General features: G+C 55.3%; 19 protein-coding genes and 2 tRNA genes. 4 read left to right on the forward strand and 17 right to left on the reverse strand.

Going from position 1 to position 20,456, the window contains the following annotated elements:
* The 13 genes from QM579_RS14240 to QM579_RS14300 all read right to left on the reverse strand — a co-directional run.
* Positions 1-231, reverse strand: a 231-nt coding sequence (locus tag QM579_RS14240; RefSeq protein ID WP_414999788.1) for a hypothetical protein, incomplete at its 3' end; no start/stop codon positions are given.
* Positions 228-1,466 carry a glycosyltransferase gene (locus QM579_RS14245; protein ID WP_414999789.1) on the reverse strand — a complete coding sequence of 413 codons (1,239 nt, stop codon included), beginning with the start codon at positions 1,464-1,466 and terminating at the stop codon, positions 228-230. The genes QM579_RS14245 and QM579_RS14240, both read right to left, overlap by 4 nt.
* Positions 1,467-1,551: 85 nt before the next feature.
* Positions 1,552-3,240: a class I SAM-dependent methyltransferase gene (locus QM579_RS14250; protein WP_414999790.1), complete on the reverse strand. Its 1,689-nt coding sequence runs from the start codon at positions 3,238-3,240 to the stop codon at positions 1,552-1,554.
* Positions 3,241-4,872: a radical SAM protein gene (locus QM579_RS14255; protein WP_414999791.1), complete on the reverse strand. Its 1,632-nt coding sequence runs from the start codon at positions 4,870-4,872 to the stop codon at positions 3,241-3,243.
* A 2-nt stretch (positions 4,873-4,874) separates the two neighbouring features.
* The gene (locus tag QM579_RS14260) at positions 4,875-7,073 is read right to left on the reverse strand and encodes a hypothetical protein (RefSeq protein ID WP_414999792.1); all 2,199 of its coding nucleotides are present in this window, start codon (positions 7,071-7,073) and stop codon (positions 4,875-4,877) included.
* 2 nt (positions 7,074-7,075) lie between these two features.
* On the reverse strand, positions 7,076-8,083 hold the full coding sequence (locus QM579_RS14265; RefSeq protein WP_414999793.1) for a glycosyltransferase family 2 protein: 1,008 nt from the start codon (positions 8,081-8,083) through the stop codon (positions 7,076-7,078).
* 2 nt (positions 8,084-8,085) lie between these two features.
* Positions 8,086-8,715: a transferase gene (locus tag QM579_RS14270; RefSeq protein ID WP_414999794.1), complete on the reverse strand. Its 630-nt coding sequence runs from the start codon at positions 8,713-8,715 to the stop codon at positions 8,086-8,088.
* On the reverse strand, positions 8,715-9,470 hold the full coding sequence (locus QM579_RS14275; RefSeq protein WP_414999795.1) for an SDR family NAD(P)-dependent oxidoreductase: 756 nt from the start codon (positions 9,468-9,470) through the stop codon (positions 8,715-8,717). Before QM579_RS14275 ends, QM579_RS14270 begins: the two co-directional genes overlap by 1 nt.
* Complete coding sequence (locus QM579_RS14280) at positions 9,467-9,697, reverse strand: hypothetical protein (RefSeq protein WP_414999796.1); 231 nt, start codon at positions 9,695-9,697, stop codon at positions 9,467-9,469. Before QM579_RS14280 ends, QM579_RS14275 begins: the two co-directional genes overlap by 4 nt.
* The gene (locus QM579_RS14285; RefSeq protein ID WP_414999797.1) at positions 9,697-10,881 is read right to left on the reverse strand and encodes a 3-oxoacyl-ACP synthase III family protein; all 1,185 of its coding nucleotides are present in this window, start codon (positions 10,879-10,881) and stop codon (positions 9,697-9,699) included. The genes QM579_RS14280 and QM579_RS14285 overlap by 1 nt, the downstream gene beginning before the upstream one ends.
* A 3-nt stretch (positions 10,882-10,884) precedes the next feature.
* Entirely contained in the window at positions 10,885-11,976 is a 1,092-nt protein-coding gene (locus QM579_RS14290) for a DegT/DnrJ/EryC1/StrS family aminotransferase (protein ID WP_414999798.1), read from the reverse strand.
* A 465-nt stretch (positions 11,977-12,441) separates the two neighbouring features.
* Positions 12,442-12,518: transfer RNA gene (locus tag QM579_RS14295), tRNA-Pro, on the reverse strand.
* 41 nt (positions 12,519-12,559) lie between these two features.
* A tRNA-His gene (locus QM579_RS14300) sits at positions 12,560-12,635 on the reverse strand.
* Between the two features lie 265 nt (positions 12,636-12,900).
* Here QM579_RS14300 and murA point away from each other — a divergent pair.
* From murA to QM579_RS14315, 3 genes are all read left to right on the forward strand, one after another.
* On the forward strand, positions 12,901-14,154 hold the full coding sequence (gene murA, locus QM579_RS14305) for a UDP-N-acetylglucosamine 1-carboxyvinyltransferase (RefSeq protein WP_414999799.1): 1,254 nt from the start codon (positions 12,901-12,903) through the stop codon (positions 14,152-14,154).
* 19 nt (positions 14,155-14,173) lie between these two features.
* Positions 14,174-14,887 carry a BON domain-containing protein gene (locus tag QM579_RS14310; protein ID WP_414999800.1) on the forward strand — a complete coding sequence of 238 codons (714 nt, stop codon included), beginning with the start codon at positions 14,174-14,176 and terminating at the stop codon, positions 14,885-14,887.
* Positions 14,888-15,049: 162 nt separating this feature from the next.
* On the forward strand, positions 15,050-15,511 hold the full coding sequence (locus QM579_RS14315) for a GNAT family N-acetyltransferase (RefSeq protein ID WP_414999801.1): 462 nt from the start codon (positions 15,050-15,052) through the stop codon (positions 15,509-15,511).
* Between the two features lie 181 nt (positions 15,512-15,692).
* Here the strand turns inward: QM579_RS14315 and QM579_RS14320 are convergent, their stop codons facing one another.
* Genes QM579_RS14320 through QM579_RS14335 form a run of 4 tightly spaced genes read right to left on the reverse strand, consistent with a single transcriptional unit; the run spans position 15,693 to position 19,059 of the window.
* The gene (locus QM579_RS14320; protein ID WP_414999802.1) at positions 15,693-16,226 is read right to left on the reverse strand and encodes a translation initiation factor 2; all 534 of its coding nucleotides are present in this window, start codon (positions 16,224-16,226) and stop codon (positions 15,693-15,695) included.
* Positions 16,227-16,266: 40 nt separating this feature from the next.
* Positions 16,267-16,770, reverse strand: coding sequence for a cob(I)yrinic acid a,c-diamide adenosyltransferase (locus QM579_RS14325; RefSeq protein ID WP_414999824.1), 504 nt, complete (start codon positions 16,768-16,770; stop codon positions 16,267-16,269).
* Positions 16,770-17,792: an AmmeMemoRadiSam system radical SAM enzyme gene (amrS, locus tag QM579_RS14330; RefSeq protein ID WP_414999803.1), complete on the reverse strand. Its 1,023-nt coding sequence runs from the start codon at positions 17,790-17,792 to the stop codon at positions 16,770-16,772. Before amrS ends, QM579_RS14325 begins: the two co-directional genes overlap by 1 nt.
* 1 nt (position 17,793) lies before the next feature.
* On the reverse strand, positions 17,794-19,059 hold the full coding sequence (locus QM579_RS14335) for a hypothetical protein (RefSeq protein ID WP_414999804.1): 1,266 nt from the start codon (positions 19,057-19,059) through the stop codon (positions 17,794-17,796).
* A 244-nt stretch (positions 19,060-19,303) separates the two neighbouring features.
* Between QM579_RS14335 and purM the strand changes: the two genes are divergently transcribed.
* Entirely contained in the window at positions 19,304-20,368 is a 1,065-nt protein-coding gene (purM, locus tag QM579_RS14340; protein WP_414999805.1) for a phosphoribosylformylglycinamidine cyclo-ligase, read from the forward strand.
* Positions 20,369-20,456 lie beyond the last annotated feature (88 nt).

The raw sequence follows: 20,456 nt of genomic DNA on the forward strand, positions 1-20,456 counted from the left end.
CAGAAGGGGATCAAAAAATTCGTTGGGGCGGTAGCCTTTTCTTGGGCCGTACCGTAAAAAATGCACCAGCGGCGGCATGGCGGCAGGCCTTCCCAGAAGATAGCAACGTCTGTACCTGTTTTCATCAAACAGCCCGCTTTCTTCCACAAGGCGCAAATCCTGCTCTGTAGGGGCAGGATACACGGGAAGATCATCACAGCATACGGGCTGGATGTTGGCGCGTGGAGTCATTGTCCCAATCTCCTTTGAAGGCTTTTCCAAAATTTGGCGGCAGCTGTTCGCGCTGCCTCTGAATACCAGCGTAAGGTACCCGGCCATGGCCTGCCGAAGTCGCGGAAGAGCCATTCCCGCCTGGCAACGGCTGAAAGTCGCGCTCTGGATGCAAAAGGTTCATCCTTGAAGGCGTCCATGCGCGTATGGCCTTTGCTGGCTGCGGTATCGAGCAGCAGGGACTCCCACTGGTCAAAAATTGGTTCCGGAGCATACTGGGCAGCCGTTTTTAATGCCTCCTGCCCAAGCGCACTGCGCAGAGCCGCGTTGCTCATGGCCCTGCCCAAAGTGTCAGCCAAGCTTTGGGCGGTCATTTCCGGCGCCAGAAGGCCGTTTACTCCATCCCTGATTATATGGTTTACGCCTGCACATTGGGCAAACCCTACGGCTGGCGTTCCTTGCGACATGGCTTCCAGAACTGTTAGGCCAAAGCCTTCACAGCGTGAGGGAATGCAGAAAAGTTGCGCTTGGGCGAATATGTCCAGTGCAGGGTCGGCAATGCCCCGCATATGTATTGCCGATCTGGCGGAACTTTGGGCAATGGACCAGGAGATCGCTTTTTCCTCTTCGCCATATCCCCATATATCCAGCTTCCAGTCTTGAAAGCGGTCATGCAGCAGGCCGAAAGCTTCGACCAGCAAAGGTATCTGTTTGACCTTATCAAAACGCCCAAGACTAACCAGCGTGGGGGAAGCTGCATTGTTGTTTGCTGCAGTGGCACCTGCACCCGGCACGGAATTGGGAATGACCGTTACCCGCTCATGCAGCCACGCGGGTAAGGAATTGATGAACTCCGGCAGCAGCAGGTGTATGGCGTCTGCTCCGCTCATGGCCGCCAGACGGCCCGCGCGGTTCCAGAACTGCTCTACCCGGGCCGGGAAGCTGTGCTCGGAATATACCAGTGGAACGCCCGTTCCCATAAGGGTAACAGCCCAGAAAAGCTGCATGACCCCACCCTGCATGGCAATGGCCACATCGTAATTTTCTTGCGAAATCGTTTGCCGCAGCAGAGCGATGTTGTCATGTTTGTCAGAGTAGCTGACTCTGAATATCCGGGCACGGGGGTCAAACCTGTATGGAGGCGTGTTCTTTGACCTGGACGAACTGTAGATACTGACCTCGTGCCCCCGTTCCAGCATGGCATGTGTCAGTTCCCACACAAATTTAGGGCCGCCTCCAAAAAGCCAGTAGTGCATATCAAACAATATGCAGATTCGCAGAGAGCGGTGCTCTGCCAAAGCGGCTGAAGGTGGGGCCGGACGCCTTCTTTCCATTACTGGTTCAGATTGATGATTGTGGTATTTTTTTCACGGCCGCGATCATTTTGCCCTCCAGCCCCGGCGAAGGTGCAACGCAAAGCCGCTTTAACATGTAGTTTACGTCAATGATGTTGTCCCGTATCAGGGGTAAAAATACATTGTAACTATCATGATTTTTTGAAGTATTTTCTGGTTGAGGAATGAAAATGTCATCGCAAAGCAGTATTCCGTCGTCAGCCAGCATATGCCAGGAATTGCACAGGTCAAATGCCACATCCGGATAGTTGTGTCCGCCGTCCATCCAGATGATGTCAAACGTGCCTGAAATATATTGGGGGAGCAGAAAACTGTTTTTCTGGATAAACGTAATGTTCTTTGCAGAAAGGTTCTTTTCACGCTGTTCTTCAAGCGCACGTTTTTTTTCGGGGTTTTGCCGGCCGTAGCTGGTGATATACCGCTGTGAATCATCAGGAAGATCGCAGGTTACAATCTGCGCATGGGGGAACAGCGCCGAGAGAAAGGCGGTAGTATCACCAGAAAAAGTGCCTATTTCCAGAATCCGCCGAACTTTTTCCGGTACAATGGCGGCCAGCGCCAGCCAATGCTGGGAGGCGCCTTCGTACATATTTTCGTGGAATGTGCCGGCGATACCCAGAAGAGGAAGTATAGCGTTGGTTTTTTCCAGAGCTTTTTTGTAATCCCATCCCATTTTTTCAAAGCGGGCAGCCTGAGAAACAATCGCGGTTTCAGACGGAGTACCCGCCTGTTCTATTTTTGTTTTGATATCAGCAATATCCTTGCTGGTCATATTCGCAAATTCCGCCGGGGTGTTCTCCGACTTGTCCAGAACGCTCCCCGTCAGTCTTTTATCTATTTCCACGCCGTTCCAGGTACCCTTGTACAGGCAGGGGAGATCTTCGATGCCGATCCATGCCGCAAGTCGGGGCATAACAGTTGCTGTGTCGCAAACAAGGTCTGTAAATTTTATGGTCATGAAGCGGTCAGGGTGCTGGTTGGCAAATCGGGCGGCAACGTCCTTTGCCTTGAGCATACGCCTGAGCCAGTCAGGTTTGATCGTTGTAAGTTCCTCAAGGGCGTCTTCAATGGACATCTGCCGCGTGAAGGCTTCTCGTTTGCAGTGGGCGTACAGTACTTCCTGCGTATCACGCATAATGTAAACGACTTTGGCCTGAGGGTATGTTTGCAGAAGAGTCTCAAAGCGGAAAAAATCAACCTGGGGCATGCTCACTCCCCAGGTGGGCCGCGGGGCTTCGGGCATCAGGTGTTCACCCAGCACTGAATGCATCTCGCTGAAAACAGACTGGGCATCCAGATGTTCCAGTGTGCTGAGCCTGTCCATGAGAGCCTTGTCCAGAGCGTAAAAGTCAAGTTTAAACGGCAGTTTGACGATGTTGTCGCCGGAAACAGTGAAGGGAATGTATCCTTGCCGGGCAAACCCTTCCAGATGGTTCCACCTGCCCGCGCAGGAAAGAGCCGCGCGCACATCGCACATTTTTTCTGTTTTTTCATCAAAATGGTACAGCATGGGCGGTTTCCAGGCTGACAGGTAGCACAGGGCCGACGCCATAAAGTCGTGCCAGAATGAAAAACTGAGTACGTCCGGATGCCCGTTCAGCAATGATGCAAGCAGACCCTTGCCTGAAACCTGCGATCCGCAGAGGCAAAGGGGGGAAATGTTGCTCTGTTTCATCTATGCCTCCAGAGGCGCCCAAATGATTTCACGTTGTTTCAGTCCGTAACGTATCAATGCTTGCTCGATGCCGGGCATATGCTGCCTGCGGGCAAAAATAACAAGTGGCAGATTGCCGTCTGTGGAAAATTCTTCTGACATGAGTTCCGGATTGCGTACTTCGATGCCATCTACAGTGGGCGGCGTACTGCCCACATCCACCAGAAAGCAGCGGGCGTTCACGTTGCTGAAAAACTGGCGGTATTGACGCCACGCAGCGCCGCAACCCCAGAAGTAAGCTTCGCGACCGGCGAGCACCTTGGCATTTTTTTCTACTTCGACCCGCAGAACAGAATTGAACAGGAAATGGATTTTATCCGGCAAGGCTGCCAATTCCTCAAAGGAACAATCCTCACCAGGAAGTTGCGAAAAGGCTTCGTCGTCAAGCAGGCTGCGCATATAGAGCATCAGCCCCCGGTAGTAGAGGTGCCGTTCGTGGCGGTGTTCGGGCAGTACAAAAGGATACTGGTCGTACAGAGCGTCAAAAGGCAACCCCTGATACAGAAAATATCTGCGCCTGGGGCTGAGGTGCTGTCCTTCCACTGTAGGCAGGCTTGCAACCTGCTTCAAGGCCGCTGCGTATTCAGCCTCCGTATCTACGCGGAACAGATACCCGTCGTTGTCCTTGAGTCGCAGGGGGACGTTAAGGCCCTTGAAAAATGAAGGAAGGTCTTCGTCCTCCACAATGTCCTCACGGTAGTTGCCGGGGTACCATGTTTTTGCATAGCGTTCGATGGTTTCCACATCGTATTGCTGATCCACTACCGTTACGTGATCGTTCAGACGGACCAGCTTGCGCTTGCGAAAATCTCCTAACAGGCCCGGGCTGAAAAGTTCGCCCCTGTGACCAAGCAACTGGCGCTCGCCGGGCAGGCACATGCCGCAGCGGAGGCAAAGTTTACTGACCTGTTCCTGAAACTCATGAGGCTTGCGCTTCCACCAGCCAGCTTCAACGGGCCATGCATTGACGCCGTCAAACAGCAGCATGTCCAGCGCGGCACCCACTTCGCAAAAGTAGGCACCGTGGATATTAACCGTGGGGCTCCAGCAGCGTTGCAGCCAGCAGTTGTTGATGAGCTTCCACATCAGAGCCTTGTTGGGCACGGCCTCTTCCACGGCAATGGTCAGCGGATGATGGCTGCATGAGGTCATCTGCTCTTCGTTGTGTGGATTGTAGCGGATGGTGCGGTAGGTACGCGTCATGTCCGAATTGGTTTCCGGCCACTGCGTCCACGGGTATTCCGGCTTCCAGTTGTAGAGCGAATCCGGATCTGGGGCGTCTGTGCTGACTGTAGCGGGCGTGCTGGGCAGGCCGGATGTGAACATATTCAGCTTTGCCTGCGGCAAATGCTTGCGAAGCAAGGCGTTTATTTCGGCAAGCTGCGGGTGCAGCAGTGGTTCGCCGCCGATGATGCTGACCTCCGTGGGCCAGTCTTTATAGGCGATAATGGCTGCTTCTATCTGCTCCAGAGGCATATGACGCCGCTGATCCGACCGCAGGTGGCGTTCATACCGCGTGCAGTAGACGCATGAGTGGGGGCAGACAGTGGTGATATCAATAAGTGCGCTCCAGCGCTTGTAAATGTAATCCACAATTACACTCCGGATGTAGCAATAAATGTGTTGTAGTCGTGCTCGTCAAAAATGGCTTTTGCTTCGCGGTGCCAGATGGAAAATAATGGGCAGAGAGGCGTGAGCCAGTCGCTGCGGCGTAATGAACTTGGGGCGAACCGCCAGGGCTTGTTGCTGTTCAGGTAATGCAGAAAAAAAGGCACATTTTCTGACAGTACAGAGCCGTTAAACATGTTGAATCTGTCGTCAAGCTGCAGGCAAAATTCTTTATCAAGCATACAGAAGAGATTGAGCAGGGTTTCTTCATTATAAAAGAGAAATTCCGGGCCGATCTTTGCGTATGCCTGTGCGCTCTGCTGCGAAAGCTGCATTTTTGTCAGTGCAGCGTTATTTGCAAAAAATACGCCAGGATTGTTCAGAGGTTCAAGCCAGCTCCGGGGCGATGGGTCAAACTCCTGCTGGATGCTGGTATGGTTGTCAGTAATGGAAAAAAACCTGGCTGCAGGGTTGGCCCCGCTGGTGGCTACAAAAGACGTACGGGCAAAAATCTCATCCGGGTGGAAGGGGCGCACACAAACAACATCGGCATGGACACCAAGGCTGTAGGCATAGCCTCTGGCATGAAGCATCTCAGGCACAAAAAGTTGCACATAGGCCTCGGGCGTGGTGTGCATATGCTTGATATCAAAGGTGCTTCCATCTTTGCTGTGCAGAGGCTCAATGCCATATTTGTCTAGCAGGGCCTTGCCCGCGTCCGACAGGCACTGGATGTCTGTCACATAAAATGCGTCGGCCTGACCGGTACGTCGACGCGTGGACTCCAGCGCAACAATGGCAGGGAAGAGATAGTTTTCGTCTCCGGCGCAAAACAGGGCATAGTTTTTTTGCACGTCAGGGGCTGCAGGCAGTGGAGCAGCCGGGGGCTCCTGCTCAAGGCTGTGGCGCAGGCCGTGCAGCAACGCATCATGCCGGGCTTGCGTGGCCTCGCTACGCGCTTGCGCAAGGCCTGCTGCAACCGTAGCACTGTTGCTGTCATCAAAATCGCTGCCTCCGCCGCGGAAGATAAGGCGTGCGTTGGGAAGGTGCATGCTGTTGGCCGCCTGCACGGCAGTGGTTCTGGGAGCGGCGTCCGTTTGCCGTACAAGCAATGCCCAGAATTCCGCAGCAAAGCAGGAAATAGACGGTGTGATCGCGCATTGCGACTCTGCCGTAACCGGAGCGTCCGGCCTGAAGTAAACGGGTGATGGCACAAGCTGGATAACATTTTTTCCAAACCAGCGGGCCTCATCAAGCCTTTTGCTGTTCAGCCCTAACACCGTGCTGATGGATGGGTGTGACAGCATCATGACGGTGTTTTTCAAGAACAGGTGGGGAACTGGCAGCATTATGGCATTTATTTTTTCCCGCAGCAGAGTCTCGTCCTGTCTGGAAAGCCCCGGCCCGGGCATGTAAGGCCCGGCGCGGTTCACATACGTCAGCACAACCGGATGCTGCGCCGCAAGGGTGAGCAGTGCCTGCTCATGGGCGCTGAAATCATTATACTGGTAGTCTGGCGTCAGCGGCAGTGGGTCCATCCAGTCTTGCGCAAGCACCAGCAGGGCGTTTTCAGGAACATAGTTCAAAAAAGTATTGGGAGCGTAACGCGCTTTCTGCCAGTCTGCGCAGCGTTCGAAGTCTTCTTCCGCCATGCTGTTGCGGGCCAGGGTATTGGCAATTTCTGGCACGTTGGTGGAAAAAGCAAAAACAAGGTCGGGCATGAAGCTTGCCGGATGAATATGAACGTTGATCCAGGCAAGACCACATGCGGTGAGTACGCTGGCCATAAAGGTGGAAAGGCTGTAGCCGACTACAAGCACATCGCGGCAGCGCTGGCCGCGATTCAGGATATGCTGTTTGGCAAAAGCGCAGGCTTCGTCTGTTACGCCCTGGCGGCAAAGGGCCAGCCAGTCGCTCTGTTCTGGTGCTGTGGCAGCATCGGCGCATCTGGCAAAAAACTGGCGCATGTCCTGCCGGCTCTGATCATTGTGGCGTACCTGCCGCACGGGCAGGCCCGTGCCTTGCGCGGCAGGCAAGCGGCAAAGATGAAAAAAACTGTCGGCAAAATAGTGCCAGTGCGCTTCTGCCTTGATGGATGAAAGGGTTTTGGTGGGCGGCAGCCGAAAAAAATCGGCCAGAAAAACCACTTCACGCCATTGCGCGGCTGTGTGCTGCATTGCGGCCATGATCAGGAGGCTTTCCCGGGATTGGGCTGCAGGGTTTGCAGGCACCCAAGAATTTTTGCCGCGTTATGCTGGTTGCCAAGCAGAAGCACTTTGATGAACGTGCGGGCGTCCGTATGACGCAGCATGTCGTCAATGGCCGCATCGGAGACGATCATGCCGTCCCTGTTTACCGCTGCCGTGCTGGCATGCCCCACCTTGATGCTCAGATGTTCCGTCAGCACGTTGGTCAGCGCGTCCAGCAGGGGCTGGGGGCAGCCGTGCCGCGAAAAGTAGGCTGGCAGTTCTTGCAACATGTACCACACGTATGTGGCACGCTCCGGGCCTTCAGCGCATTTCAAACGCTCATTGGAAAAGTCATAGGCATACCCGTAGCCCGCGTAGGGGCTGCCAACGTATTTATGGGCATGGAAGGTTGCAGTCAGACAAATGCAGGCATCTTCCACAAAGCGCCGCACACTGCTGTGTTCCAGCGCGTGGCAGACCTTGTGTGCCACGCTGCGGGAGAAAAATTTGTTCCAGACAGTAGACTGCTGCTGAAAATTGGGGGAAGTGACGTAGGTTTGAAAAATATCAAGGCCCGTCAGGTGTTCCACCGGAGGGTCCATAGCCAGAAACCATGCCGCAAAACTGCCGTCGGCGTTTGTACGGGCAGTTCGAAAGTGCAGGATATCCGGCTGTTCCCGCTGGAACAGGGCTACATTCTTCCCCAGGCTCTCGGTTCCCCATATAAGATCGTCAGCATCGGCAAAACCGATGATGTTCCCTTTGGCGGCCCGCATACCTTCAAGCCTGGCCCGCATTGTATAAATGGGGGCGGCATGCGGCAGCAGGGTTATGTTCAGTCCTTTTGCCCGGTAGGCTTCCACCAGTGGCAGGCACGGCTCGTCCGAGCAGTCGTCAACCAGCACCACCTCGATATCTTTAAAATCCTGGGCCAGAATGCTGTCCAGAAGGTGTGGCAGGCATTGCAGATGGTTGTGGTGTGGTATAATAAGTGAAAGTTCCGGCATGATTAGTCTATCCTCATGGCCGGGTTGCCCGCCATGCGCCAGCCGTTGCGGCAACCTTTGTAAATGTATGCGCCGGGCGCAATGATGTTGTCGTTGCCGATGTTGGCCCCTGGCAGCACAACGGAACGCACGCCAAATGCGTTGCCGGTTCCTATGTGCGTGTCGCCCAGAATAAGGGCGTAGGGGCCAAAAAAATTGCCGTCGCCAATGACAACATCGTGTCCTACAACAACCGCCCCGTTGAAATAATTGGCGTTGCCAATGACCGCATCACACGAAAAATGGCAGTTGGCGGTGACGATTATGGCTTCACCGATGAGCGAACTTTCACCAACATACGAAGAGGGATGCACAAGGTTGCAAAAGGCCGCGCCGCGTGCTTTCCACTTGGCATAGGCCTTGAGCCGTAACGCCGGGGATGCGATGCCAATGACAAATACGTCATCTTGTGCCGGTGTATAGTCGTCGTCCACACCTATTTCCATCTCTTCAAGATTCCGCAGCTTCTGCGGATAACCCTCAAAGGATAAAAATCCCTTGAAATTCAGGTTTTCTCCCCATATTTCCCGCGCCATCCAGTAGCATTCCCTCGCAGCGGAAGAGTTGCCAATGATTACGAGGTTTTTTTTCATCAGTAGCGCCCACCGTCCATAACTATGGTTTGCCCTGTTACCCACTTGCTCGCGTCGCCCAGCAAAAATGTTATGGTTTGGGCCACATCTTCGGGGGTTCCAATGCCCAGAGGGTAGGCGGCCAAAGCCTGTTCGCGGGATTCCGGGCTGAGCATGGCAAAATATTTTTCGCTCATGGGGGTGCGAACCATAGCTGGCGCAACGGCGTTGATACGCAGGCCCTGCGGCGCAAGCTCCCTGCTCAGGCTAATGGTGGCCGCTTGCACGGCAGCCTTGGCGCCGCCGTAGGCTGCAAGCCCGGCCTCCTTGGCCAGCGCCGCCGCTGAAGACAGAAAAACAATGGATGAACCCTGACCCATGTTGTTGCGCTTGTCCGCAAAGCCCTTGGTCAGCAGCAGGGGCGCATGCACGTGGATGTCATAAATGTCCGCCGCCGCATTTCTGTCATATGCACGCAGGGGTATAACAGCGGCAAAGCCTGCACAGCATACAAGGCCGCACAGCTTGCCGTATTTTTTACGTAAATCCGTAACCCATTGCGGCAGTGAATCCATATCTTCCAGCAGGTCGCGCGGTTCAATATGAAGCAGCTCGGGGTGTTCACAAGATATCTTCAGCTCCTGCAACCGGGCTTGGTCGCGTCCGTTGGCAATGACAGTAGCCCCCATCTGGTTGCACAGGAGGGCCACGGCCTTTCCAATGCCAGAGCTGGCGCCTGTAACGAGAATGCGACTTTCCGGCGTAAGCGGGGTCATGCTATCTTGCCTTCCCCAAGATCAACCAGATCGGCAACGGTTTTAACATCCTTGTATTGTGCGAATCGGGTTTTTACTCCGAGCTCTTTATCAAACAGGGCAATGCAGGACATGATGGACAGGGAATCCCATTCTTCCATTTCGGTGAGGCAGGTTGCAAGAGTGATGGGGGTATCTGTTTGCAGTATATCCTGAAGGACTGAAAAGAATTTTTTTTGTTCAAGCACTATGATTCTTCCTTGGGAGTAAGGTTGGTTTCTTTTCCCGTAATCTTGTTCTGCCAGTGGGCAAGGTATTCCTGTTGCGTCATACTGTCGGCAGGGGGATCAAAATCAGTAACGCCCGTGCATATAATATTGCCCATATCCAGAATGGCGGATGCCCAGGATAAACCCACGCCAAATCCACACAGCATCAGACGGCTCTTTTTACTGCGCTCAATCTCCTGCCATGCATCACACAACGCAGTGGGGATGGAGGCTGCCGCTGTATTGCCGTATTTGCTGAAAGCGCTCATTATCGTTTTTTGCTCTGAAAAACCAGTAGCTTGTGCAATCATTGACATGATCTGCTTATTGGCCTGGTGCGGCACAAACCAGTCAATATCTTCTGGAGTCTGTCCTGCCCAGGCCAGAGTTTCCAAAATGTGCGGTGGTACAGTGTTGACCGTAAAATCAAAGATAGCACCGCCATCCATGTAAATATTGGTCAGCCTCCACGGAGTGCCGTTGGGATCGCGCAGGTATTCGCAATATGCGGCGTAATCCTCGACAGTCTTGGGCAGGGGCAACCTGTACGCACCAGCAGGTATCATGAGGGCTTCCGCGCCGCCGCCATCCGCGCCCAAAGAAAACCACGAATGGGTTTCGGCCTCGGAATATTCCACGATGGTGGCGCTGCCTGCATCACCGAAGACCGGCGCGACTACACGGTTGTCGCTGTCAAGGGTCTGACACATGCCGTCGCCTACCAGCAAGAGTACTCGCGTGGCTGCACGGCTTTCAATCAGTGAAAAGGCGAGCCAGAGGCCGTACACATAACCGGAACACCCCTGATTTACGTCAAAGGCCGCGCAGTTTTTAGAGAGGCCCAGTTTTTTTTGCAGAATGCAGGCAGTTGCAGGCAGGATGTGGTCGGGCCGCTGGGACAGAAAAATGATGGTGTCAACCGAGGCGGGATCAACTTCCATTTTCTTGAAAAGCAGTTCGGCGGCCTGACGGCTCAGATCGGAAGGCGTAACTCCGGGCTGGGCCACGCGGCGGCAATCCATGCCTACTATTTTTGTCATTCGCTGGGCTTTTTTGATGTCGCCCTTGAAATATTGCAGTTCGTCTTCAAGACGGATGACGTCTTTGGGAGCAACTGTGTGTATTCCGGAAATTTTCGCATGAAAAAATTGTGACTGCGCCATGTTCTAACCTGCCAGACAATGTTTGATACTCTGTGCGATGCGCTCAACGGTTTTTTCTTCCAATCCCGCATAGAGGGGAAGGCAAAGAACCCTGCGTGCTACGCTTTCCGCCACTGGGCACGGCAATGCGTCCTTGACGTAGGACAGCGTGTTCAGGGACGGGTAAAAGTACCGTCGAGGAAAAATATTATCCTTGGCAAGAGTATGCACAATTTGTTCCAAGATTTTTTCATCGTCAAGAATTATGGGGTAATAGGCATAGTTCCAGCCCAGCCCCGTACGGAAACCCGGACGCCGCAATCCGCTGGTTGGCAGCAGCGTCTCGTACATGTTGCATATAATACTGCGTTCTACAATGTTTTCAGCTACTTTGTCCAAAATGCACATGCCCATTGCGGCATGCAGTTCGGACATCTTGGCGTTTGTGCCAAGCCTGTGGTGCTCGTCTCCCTGATGCCCATAGGCGCGCATAAGAAGGAACGCCTCACGGTCTGCATCTGTATGGGTGACAAGGCAGCCTCCTTCCACGGTATTGAAAACTTTGGTTGCGTGAAAGCTGCACGCGGCAGCGTCGCCATAGCTTAATACGCTTCGGTTCTTGTACGTGGCGCCAAAAGAATGCGCCGCATCATAGAGGACACGCAAGTCATGCTTTTGGGCCAATCCGTCAAGAGCCTCTACATCGCAGATATTGCCGTATATGTTGACAGGAAGGAGGCCAGCAGTATCGGGCGTGATACGTTCGGCAACGCTTTTGGGGTCAAGGCAACATGTTTCTTCGTCAATGTCCGCAAATACCACAGTGCAACCTTCCCACAGCAATGCGGAAAGCGTTGCAACATAGGTGAAAGGTGTTGTAATAACTGTTTTGCCCGCAAGGCCAAGCACATGCAGGCCAAGCTGCAGGGCAATGGTGCCGTTGGAGCACACGTTGACGCGCTGCGTGCCCAAAAATTGCGCCAGCCGGATCTCCAGCTCTTGCGAAATAGGGCCATGATTGGTCAAATGCTGGGAGGCAAAGATCCGCGAAATGTAGGCGGCATATTCCTGTTCTGACGGCATCAGTGGGCGGGTGACGTAACAAGGATTATTCATAAAAACGTCGGTATGTTGCGAGTGGCATCATCAACCCTCTGTGCAGTAAGAAAGAGAAAATTCGGACGCTAGCCATATTTCAGGGGTAAAGTAGTCTTTGCACTGTTCAGAAATGTGAATTTATAGAGGCTATCGACGGAAATACAGCAGGAAAATCATTATTAAAAAATAGGCGCTTTCCAAATATTTGTCCAGAATACCGATCAGATCGTGTCGATATTCTACTTTATTGGCGGTAGTATCGGGGCAGAAAGTCTGCCATGCAGCAACGCATGTCTTACGCGATAACAAGTGGCAAAATGTAAAAGATGTCTTGCCCGGCACGATGGAGATTCCGATAACACGCGTGCCAACAACGATCTGTTTATTTAGTCGGCGATGTGAATAGCAAAACTGAAGATCCCCTGCACACGCAAGAAAGGGGTAGTTAAGCTTTCACTTAACCACCCCTAGTTCTTTTTTATCTGGTCGGAGCGAAAGGATTCGAACCTTCGACCCCCTGCTCCCAAAGCAGGTGCGCTACCAAGCTGCGCCACGCTCCGAAAAAAAACCGCGCCGTGGCTTGTGCTGGCGCGGAAATTTGTGGGGCGAAAGATGGGACTTGAACCCACGGCCACCTGGGCCACAACCAGGTGCTCTACCTACTGAGCTACTTCCGCCACGAGAAAGTTCTTATAGGCAGGATAATTTCTTTTGGCAAGCCTTTTTTAGCATCAAGGTGATCTGGATTTTATCTAGAAAAAAAACTACACTTCGCCATCCCGCCGAAAGAGGCAGCCTGCGGGTTATTTCGGCTCCAGAATGGCAAGCCAGACTGGGCCGCGTTTACCCGCCCATGCACGTTCGCATCTGCCCGACGGGGCGCAACACCACACGACACTATTGGCCGCAAAGCGGCAATAACCGTACATTCGGGGACATCTAATGGACAAACTGGTCATTGAGGGCGGTGTGCCGCTTACAGGCGTTATTGAAGTCAGCGGTTCCAAAAACGCGGCTCTACCTATTCTTTTTGCCGCTATTCTGGCTGAAGAGTCTGTAACCATCACCAATGTGCCCGATCTGCGCGATATTCACACGACCATCAATCTGCTTACAGTGCTCGGCTGCGACTGCCACTATGAAAAGGGGCAGGTGCGCATCACCCCCGGCACCTTGTTGCCTGAAGCTCCCTATGATCTTGTGCGCACCATGCGGGCCTCAGTGCTTTGCCTGGGGCCGCTGCTGGCACGCATCGGGCAAGCCCGTGTGGCCCTGCCCGGCGGCTGCGCCATTGGTGCGCGCCCCGTTGACCAGCACCTCAAGGGGCTGGAATTGATGGGCGCCAGCTTCCAGCTGGAAGAAGGGTATATCATTGGCCGCTGCCGCAAACTGACTGGCGCGCATATCACTTTTGACATGCCCACAGTGGGCGGCACTGAAAATCTGCTCATGGCCGCGGTATTGGCCGAGGGCGAAACTATTTTGGAAAACGTGGCCCGCGAGCCTGAAGTGGTGGACCTTGCCAACTTCCTGTGCGCCTGCGGCGCGCGTATCACGGGTCAGGGCACGTCCACCATCCGCATCAAGGGTGTAAGCTCCCTGCACAGCGCCACCTATCCCGTCATGTCAGACCGTATCGAGGCTGGCACCTTTCTGGTGGCTGCCGGTATTACGGGTGGCGAGCTGCTGCTGAACAACTGCCCTTATGAAGAGCTTGAGGCTGTTATTCTCAAACTGCGCAGCATGGGTATGGAAATCACCCCGCAGGGCGAAGGCGTACTGGCTCGCTGCTGCTCCGCGCCCTTGCGCGGTACGGACGTGAAAACGCAGCCCTTCCCTGGCTTTCCCACAGATATGCAGGCGCAGCTCATGGCCCTGATGTGTCTGGCTCAAGGGGCCAGCGTGGTGGAAGAGAGCATTTTTGAAAACCGCTTTATGCATGTTCAGGAACTGATGCGTATGGGCGCGCAGATCAAGATTTCAGGCCATACGGCTATGGTGCGAGGCGTGCAGAAACTCACGGGGGCGCCCGTGATGGCCTCGGACCTTCGCGCCAGCGCTTCGCTGGTGCTGGCTGGTCTGGCGGCTCAGGGCACCACAGAGGTACGCCGCATCTACCATCTGGACAGAGGGTATGAGCACATTGAATACAAACTTAACGCCGTGGGTGCGCGCATTCGGCGTGAAAAGCAATAAAGGCCCAAAGGAGAAAAACATGCAACGTCTGGCGCTTGTTCTGCTGCTGGTCATGCTGGCTGCCCTTAACGGCTGCGCTTATGGCGGCTACGGCCTCTATGACGACCAACGCCTTGTGGACACCATTTCGGACGACAAGGCCTTGGCCACCAAGATCAAAACGGCTCTTATGGACGAAAGTTTCACCGGGGGCTGGTCTGTATCGGTGTACAGTTTCTATCGGCATGTTTTCCTTGTGGGCGAGGTTCCGGCGGATATGCAGGGCAAGGCCCTGACCATCGCCCGCAGGTACAATCCCATTTCTGTAACGCCGCACTGGTTTACCCCGGCTACCAGCGACAGCAACAACATGATGCTGGCCGCAAGACTGCGCAAAGATCTCATTGGCACCAAGGGGCTCTCGTCATCACGTATAGATACGGAAGTGAACGCGGGCCGTGTGGTGTTGCTGGGCGTTGTCAAGGATGACGCTGAAAAGCAGCTGGCCATACAGGCCGCACGCGGGGTGCCGGGCGTAACTTCCGTAACGAGCTATCTTATGTTGCCGCAGAAGGTCGGGCAGCTTGGCACAGGCACGGTTGAGCAGCACGACGGAGCGGGCCTTGCCGGCGAAGGTGCGATGCCTGACGGCGGAACAGGCGGTATGAATACAACGCCTGCGTCCTCGCCGCCTTCTTCGGGTGGGACACCGGGAGGCTCGCCGGGCGGTCTGGACAGCAAGGATTTGCCCTGACGCAGAAACCAGTAAAACATAGATCAGCACGGATGGCCCGGTTTTGGCGCAATTGCCTGTAAACCGGGTCATCTTGATATTTGGCGGTCAGGCTGCAAACCAGGCGGAATGATTAAATAGAGCAGTTTTACATCGAAGTTGCCCTGAATATAAGGAAAACCCGTGGACAAAAGCGATAACACGCTCATACGGCCTGCCGAAGCGGCGGACGTGGAAGCCATTTTTCACATCCGCACCAGCGTGAAGGAAAACCATCTCTCACGGGAGCAGATGGCAGATATGGGTATTACGCCTGATGTCATTAAAGAAACCATTGCTGCCGGGCCGTGTGCGTGGCTGGCTGAAGTGGATGATAGCCCCGTGGCATTCGCAATGATTGATGTGGAGGGAGGCTGCGTTTTTGCGGCCTTTGTATCGCCAGAATTTGAAGGCCGCGGCCTTGGGAGCAAGCTTATGGCCGAGGCCGAAGCTGGTCTGTTTTCCGCGAATGAAACCATCTGGCTGGAAACTGACGGCAAAAGCCGGGCCTACGGGTTTTACATGCGCCTGGGCTGGAAGCCTGTGAGCACCTATGAAAACGGTGATGTGCGCCTTGAAAAGAAGCGCCCCCAGACTGGTAAATAAACTGTCTGCGCCGCCTGAGGCATGCGCGGCGGGGCAGGCCAGAGCACTTTGCACGTAAAATGCTCACGAAGGGCTGCTCCCCACCTGTTGCCGAAAAAACACAGGAACTTCTATTCGCCGTCAAGCGGTCATTTTACCCGAACAGCCCGATATGGCAGGACACTTTCGTACAAGCCAGATTTCAAGGTTTTGCCTGCCGTGTCACCTGCGCACAGGCTTTGTCAGGGCGCAGAGCCTGACCCATGCGGCGGAGTCCTTCATGAGGTTCGGCGTCCAGCTCCTTCCAGCTCTGCTCTTTATGGCGCAGAAGGGCAGCAACCGCGTCAAGAGCCTCTTCGGCACTGTCCACCCAATGACTGACGGCCCCGTGCAGCATGAGGCCGGGCCCTTCCAGAGGGCCGCGAATGCCCAGCACCGGAACTCCGGCTCCTGCTGCCAGACCGACCTCAACCCCGGCATCCTGTCCAGAAGCGCCGTAATAAATGACCAGATCAGCCTTGATGCAGGCATCGCGGCAAAAGCTGTAAACCTGCCCGCCGTTTCTGTCCGTATCCATCCAGATGCGGCGTTCACCGGGGGTGAGCCCCGGCGGCGGCACGGCTTTTTCCGTCCAGTCAAGAATGCAGCAACCCATGCCGCGTAATTCCCGCCCAAGAAGCCGCACGCCGTGTTTATGTTTGAATGAACCAGCCACATAGATGGTCAATGCCGCCATGAAAAATCCTTTAGATAGATACAGTCGAGAGTGGGGCCTGCTAATATTCTATGCCCGGCGCAGCCTTGATGCCAGCTCGCCACGGATGCTTGATTTCGGTCATGGATGTCACAAGGTCCGCCGCTTCCACCAGCCAGTCCGGGGCATTTCGGCCTGAAAGTACCAGATGTTTGTCCTGCTGACGTGCGCTGGCAAGCAGATCTTCCACTTCGTCGCGTAAAAGAATGCCAGCGCCAAGGGCGTACAGACTTTCGTCCAGCACCAGCATATCCACTTCAAGCAGTTGCTCCCGCGCCCAGTCAAGCACGTGCAGGGCGGCTTCGCGGTGGGCGGGGCGTTCCTCGTCACGGCGTAAAAAGCCGAGGCCTCCGGCCAGAAAACGCGGCCCCAGCCATTGAGCAAGCATTGTCTGCTCTCCGGCCTGTCCGTCGCGTTTCATAAACTGTCCAAAGGCCACTTTCATGCCCTGGCCCATTGCGCGCACAGTCTGGCCTGTGCAGGCGCTGGTCTTTCCTTTGCCGTCACCAGTGTAAACAAGAATCATCAGGTCCATACTCCGGGCAGGGTTGTGCGGCAGGAAGGGCAGGCGCCCGGTGCGCCCGCCTGCATATGCATGTTAACACTGTAGCCCTGGCGCTCAATGACCATAATTCCGCATTGGGGGCAGAACGTATTGCTGCCCATAGCGCTCATCGCATTGCCGATATATACGAAGTGCAGTCCTTCCTGGCGGCCAATGCTCCAGGCCTCTTCAAGCTTGGAAAGAGGGGTAGAGGGATGGTCGGCCATCAGGTGAGCGCCATGAAATGCTGAAAGATGCCAGGGGGTATGGGCGCCCAGCTCATGATGGATGAAGGCTGCCGCTTCCTTAAGCTCTGCGGCGCTGTCGTTGACGCCGGGAATGACCAGCGTGGTCACCTCCAGCCACCAGCCAAGCTTGCGCATGGCTTTGAGGTTGTCAAGAACAGGTTGCAGCCGTGCGCCGCAGTACTGGCGGTAAAAGCTGTCGCGGAATGATTTGAGGTCCACGTTGGCGGCGCAGACTCGCCGGCTGAGGGCCAGCAGGCAGTCTTCCGACATATAGCCGTTAGTCACCAGCAGGCAGCGGATGCCGCGCGGGGTGGCCAGCCCGGCTGTTTCGTAGGCCAGTTCAAAAAATACTGTTGGTTCATTATAGGTAAAAGCCATGCTGCGGGCGCGTTTTGCCTGGGCCAGCACCACCAGATCTTCGGGGGCAGCACGTTTGCCAGGCACGATACCACTGGGTGGTATGTGGGCGATGTTGCTGTTCTGACAAAATTTGCAAGTAAAATTGCAGCCAGCGCTGCCAATGGAAAATGTTTTTGTGCCCGGCAAGAAATGGTAGAGAGGTTTTTTCTCCACCGGATCCAGATTGACGGCCGTGACCACGTCGCCCACCAAAGTCACCAGATTGCCGTTCATGTTGGCCCGCACGCCGCACAGCCCTTTGTCTCCCTTTTTCAGACGACAGCCGTGAGCGCACAGACGGCACTGGACAGATCCCTTGTGTACGCCGTCCAGCGCATGCCAGAGTAATGCCTGCATGTCAGCGTCCCCCAGCAGAAGTGTTGGGGGCTATAGTGCTGTATGGCACAGCGGGGGAGACTTCTTCATTGGGCGTGGCTGGTGGTTGGTCCGGTTGCGAAGGGCGTTGCTGCACTGGTTGCTGTGGTTGACTGGTATATCCCGGTTGGCCAGGGTTTTGCTGCCCGAAGCCCTGCCCGGGATTCCCAAAAGGCTGGCCTTCCATTGGGGGCATGTTTTCCTGCATATACTGCGGGTCGCCCTGCTGACGCCATTGTTGTTCGTCGGCAAGAATATCGGCCTCTTCATTGGCTCGCTGGTTGATGGTGGGAGGAGCGTACCCCCCGTATTCCCGAGCATTGTTGCCTTGCCCGTATCTTTGCCCGTCATAGCCCTGGTTGCCGTAATTGTAGTTATTATTGGCGGGTTGCTGGTTGTTATTCTGCCTTTGTGAGGAACCAGAACCCTGCTGCGGGCCGTCTGTGGGCCAGGAAGGGCCGCCGGGATGCGGGTTGCTGTTAAAATAGGGGTCTTGTTGCCAGTTGTCGCCAGAGCCGCCAAATTGGGAGCCGCCTGATTGAGAACCGTCAAACTGGCCGCCGGATTGTGGAACCCCGGGGCGCTGGCCGGGCCGTGGGGCATTGGGGCCGCCGCCGGGTTGCTGATGGCCAGGGTATGGGCCGCCCTGATACTGGCTGCCGGGACGATTCTCAGAAGGTCTGCCGCCGTGGTATCCGCCGTTTGGCCCGCCTGGATACTGTGCACCGGGATTGCCGTGGTATCCGCCGCCGGGATTTTGCCCACCGGGCTCTGGCCTGCCGGGGTACTGGCCGCCGGGGTAATTCCCCGGATACTGACCGCCCGGATGATTGCCGCCGGGGTATTGCCCCCCCGGATATGGTCTGCCGGGGTATTGCCCGCCAGGGCCGGGAACTCCGGCTATGGGGCCACCAGGATAAATGCTTCCCTGACCGCCGCCAGTATAGCTGCCATCGGGTGACACCCAGGGGGTGACATAAATGGGGCCGTTCCACTGCTGCGGCTGGGGAGGCGGTGGTGGCGGCACTACAGAAGTGATAATGTCACCATTACTGTCGCGCCACGTATCAGTATGAGCCCGCCGTTCGATGTTGCTGCCCTCAAGATCCTGTGTGCCCCAGACTTGTGCTCCGCCCTGTTGCCCGGGCGGCGGCACATAGCCCCCGCCGCTGGTGGCTGCGGAAGCCGGGCAGGCGTCAGCCAGCGCGAAAGCGGCGCACAACAGGTATATGGCCGTGTGTTTTTTCATGGCTATCCTCTTAATGGCGGCATTTCCACTCTCTCTCCCCGTATTACTCTAGCAGTGGCGGCGAAAGTGGTCTACGAAAAATGGAAGAGGCGGCGCGCTGGTGAAAAAAGTAGAACAGCCAGTTGCAGCACCCCGGAGAGTACAGCGGCACACGAAGAAAAACGGGCGCAGCGGGCGGTCAAAAAAGTCGCTTGGGCTTTGCGGCAAAATCTGCTAAAGAACGCCAATCCAAAGGAGGCTACGGATGTCCAGCGATCGCGCAAAGGCCTATACGCAGGCAGGCGTTGACATTGAGGCGGGAAACACCCTTGTTTCACGCATCAAATCTATGGTGCAAAGCACCCAGACCAGGGGTGTCATTTCAGATATAGGCGGCTTTGGCGGCCTGTTTCGACCTGACCTCAGCGGCATGAGCGAACCTGTGCTGGTTTCCTCTACGGATGGCGTGGGCACCAAGCTCAAGCTGGCCTTTGCCTTTGACAAGCACGATACCGTGGGCATCGATCTGGTGGCCATGAGTGTCAACGATATTTTGGTTCAGGGCGCTAATCCACTGTTCTTTCTAGATTATTTTGCTACAGGCAAGCTTGATGTGGATACGGCGCAAACCGTTATAGGCGGCGTGGCCGAAGGCTGCCGTCAGGCCGACTGTGCCCTGCTTGGCGGAGAAACCGCTGAAATGCCCGACATGTACGCCCCCGGAGAGTATGATCTCGCGGGTTTTTGCGTGGGCATTGTGGATAATGCCAAGCTTATCGACGGATCGGGCATCCAGGTGGGCGACCATATCGTAGGCATTGCGTCCTCTGGTCTGCACTCCAACGGGTATTCCCTGGCCCGCAAGGTGCTGGAAAAGAGCGGACTCAAGCCTGACGACGCCTTCCCCGGAGCCGACGGCGCCAGCGTGCGCGACGTCATGCTTGCCCCCACCATCATTTATGTTGAAGCCGTCCGTTCCCTTCTGCGTGACCTCAACGTGAAGGGTATGGCGCATATCACTGGCGGCGGTTTTTACGATAATATTCCCCGCGTTCTGCCTGCCCAGGTGGAAGCCCGCATTAATTTCGGCAGCTGGCAAATGGCACCTGTCTTCCGCTGGCTTAAAGAAACGGGCGACCTTTCCTGGCCAGAAATTCTGCAGATTTTCAACGGCGGCATAGGCTATGTGATGGTGTTGCCCCCTGATCAGAGTGAAGAGGCCATCAGCCGTATTCAGGCGTTCAATCTGCGCGCCTGGCACATCGGCGATGTGGCCCGCCGCAGCAAGGGCGACGGCAATGAAACCGAACAGGTTGTGGTGAACTTCTAGTTCTGGTCACCTCTGCGGACGCACATTCGCAGAGGTGAAGCACGGCCACTTCGGTGTTTGATTTCGCAAAAATAGCAATGCTGCTTTT

This window comes from Desulfovibrio sp. (assembly GCF_047607245.1).
In the GTDB taxonomy this organism is placed as follows: domain Bacteria; phylum Desulfobacterota; class Desulfovibrionia; order Desulfovibrionales; family Desulfovibrionaceae; genus Desulfovibrio.

What these genes read in the sequence shown, in the direction of transcription:
- QM579_RS14245 (WP_414999789.1), bottom strand. Translation starts at nt 1,466, where the DNA reads ATGCACTACTGGCTTTTTGGAGGCGGCCCTAAATTTGTGTGGGAACTG.
- QM579_RS14250 (WP_414999790.1), bottom strand. Translation starts at nt 3,240, where the DNA reads ATGAAACAGAGCAACATTTCCCCCCTTTGCCTCTGCGGATCGCAGGTT.
- QM579_RS14260 (WP_414999792.1), bottom strand. Translation starts at nt 7,073, where the DNA reads ATGGCCGCAATGCAGCACACAGCCGCGCAATGGCGTGAAGTGGTTTTT.
- QM579_RS14265 (WP_414999793.1), bottom strand. Translation starts at nt 8,083, where the DNA reads ATGCCGGAACTTTCACTTATTATACCACACCACAACCATCTGCAATGC.
- QM579_RS14270 (WP_414999794.1), bottom strand. Translation starts at nt 8,715, where the DNA reads ATGAAAAAAAACCTCGTAATCATTGGCAACTCTTCCGCTGCGAGGGAA.
- QM579_RS14275 (WP_414999795.1), bottom strand. Translation starts at nt 9,470, where the DNA reads ATGACCCCGCTTACGCCGGAAAGTCGCATTCTCGTTACAGGCGCCAGC.
- QM579_RS14285 (WP_414999797.1), bottom strand. Translation starts at nt 10,881, where the DNA reads ATGGCGCAGTCACAATTTTTTCATGCGAAAATTTCCGGAATACACACA.
- QM579_RS14290 (WP_414999798.1), bottom strand. Translation starts at nt 11,976, where the DNA reads ATGAATAATCCTTGTTACGTCACCCGCCCACTGATGCCGTCAGAACAG.
- murA (WP_414999799.1), top strand. Translation starts at nt 12,901, where the DNA reads ATGGACAAACTGGTCATTGAGGGCGGTGTGCCGCTTACAGGCGTTATT.
- QM579_RS14310 (WP_414999800.1), top strand. Translation starts at nt 14,174, where the DNA reads ATGCAACGTCTGGCGCTTGTTCTGCTGCTGGTCATGCTGGCTGCCCTT.
- QM579_RS14320 (WP_414999802.1), bottom strand. Translation starts at nt 16,226, where the DNA reads ATGGCGGCATTGACCATCTATGTGGCTGGTTCATTCAAACATAAACAC.
- QM579_RS14325 (WP_414999824.1), bottom strand. Translation starts at nt 16,770, where the DNA reads ATGATTCTTGTTTACACTGGTGACGGCAAAGGAAAGACCAGCGCCTGC.
- amrS (WP_414999803.1), bottom strand. Translation starts at nt 17,792, where the DNA reads ATGCAGGCATTACTCTGGCATGCGCTGGACGGCGTACACAAGGGATCT.
- QM579_RS14335 (WP_414999804.1), bottom strand. Translation starts at nt 19,059, where the DNA reads ATGAAAAAACACACGGCCATATACCTGTTGTGCGCCGCTTTCGCGCTG.
- purM (WP_414999805.1), top strand. Translation starts at nt 19,304, where the DNA reads ATGTCCAGCGATCGCGCAAAGGCCTATACGCAGGCAGGCGTTGACATT.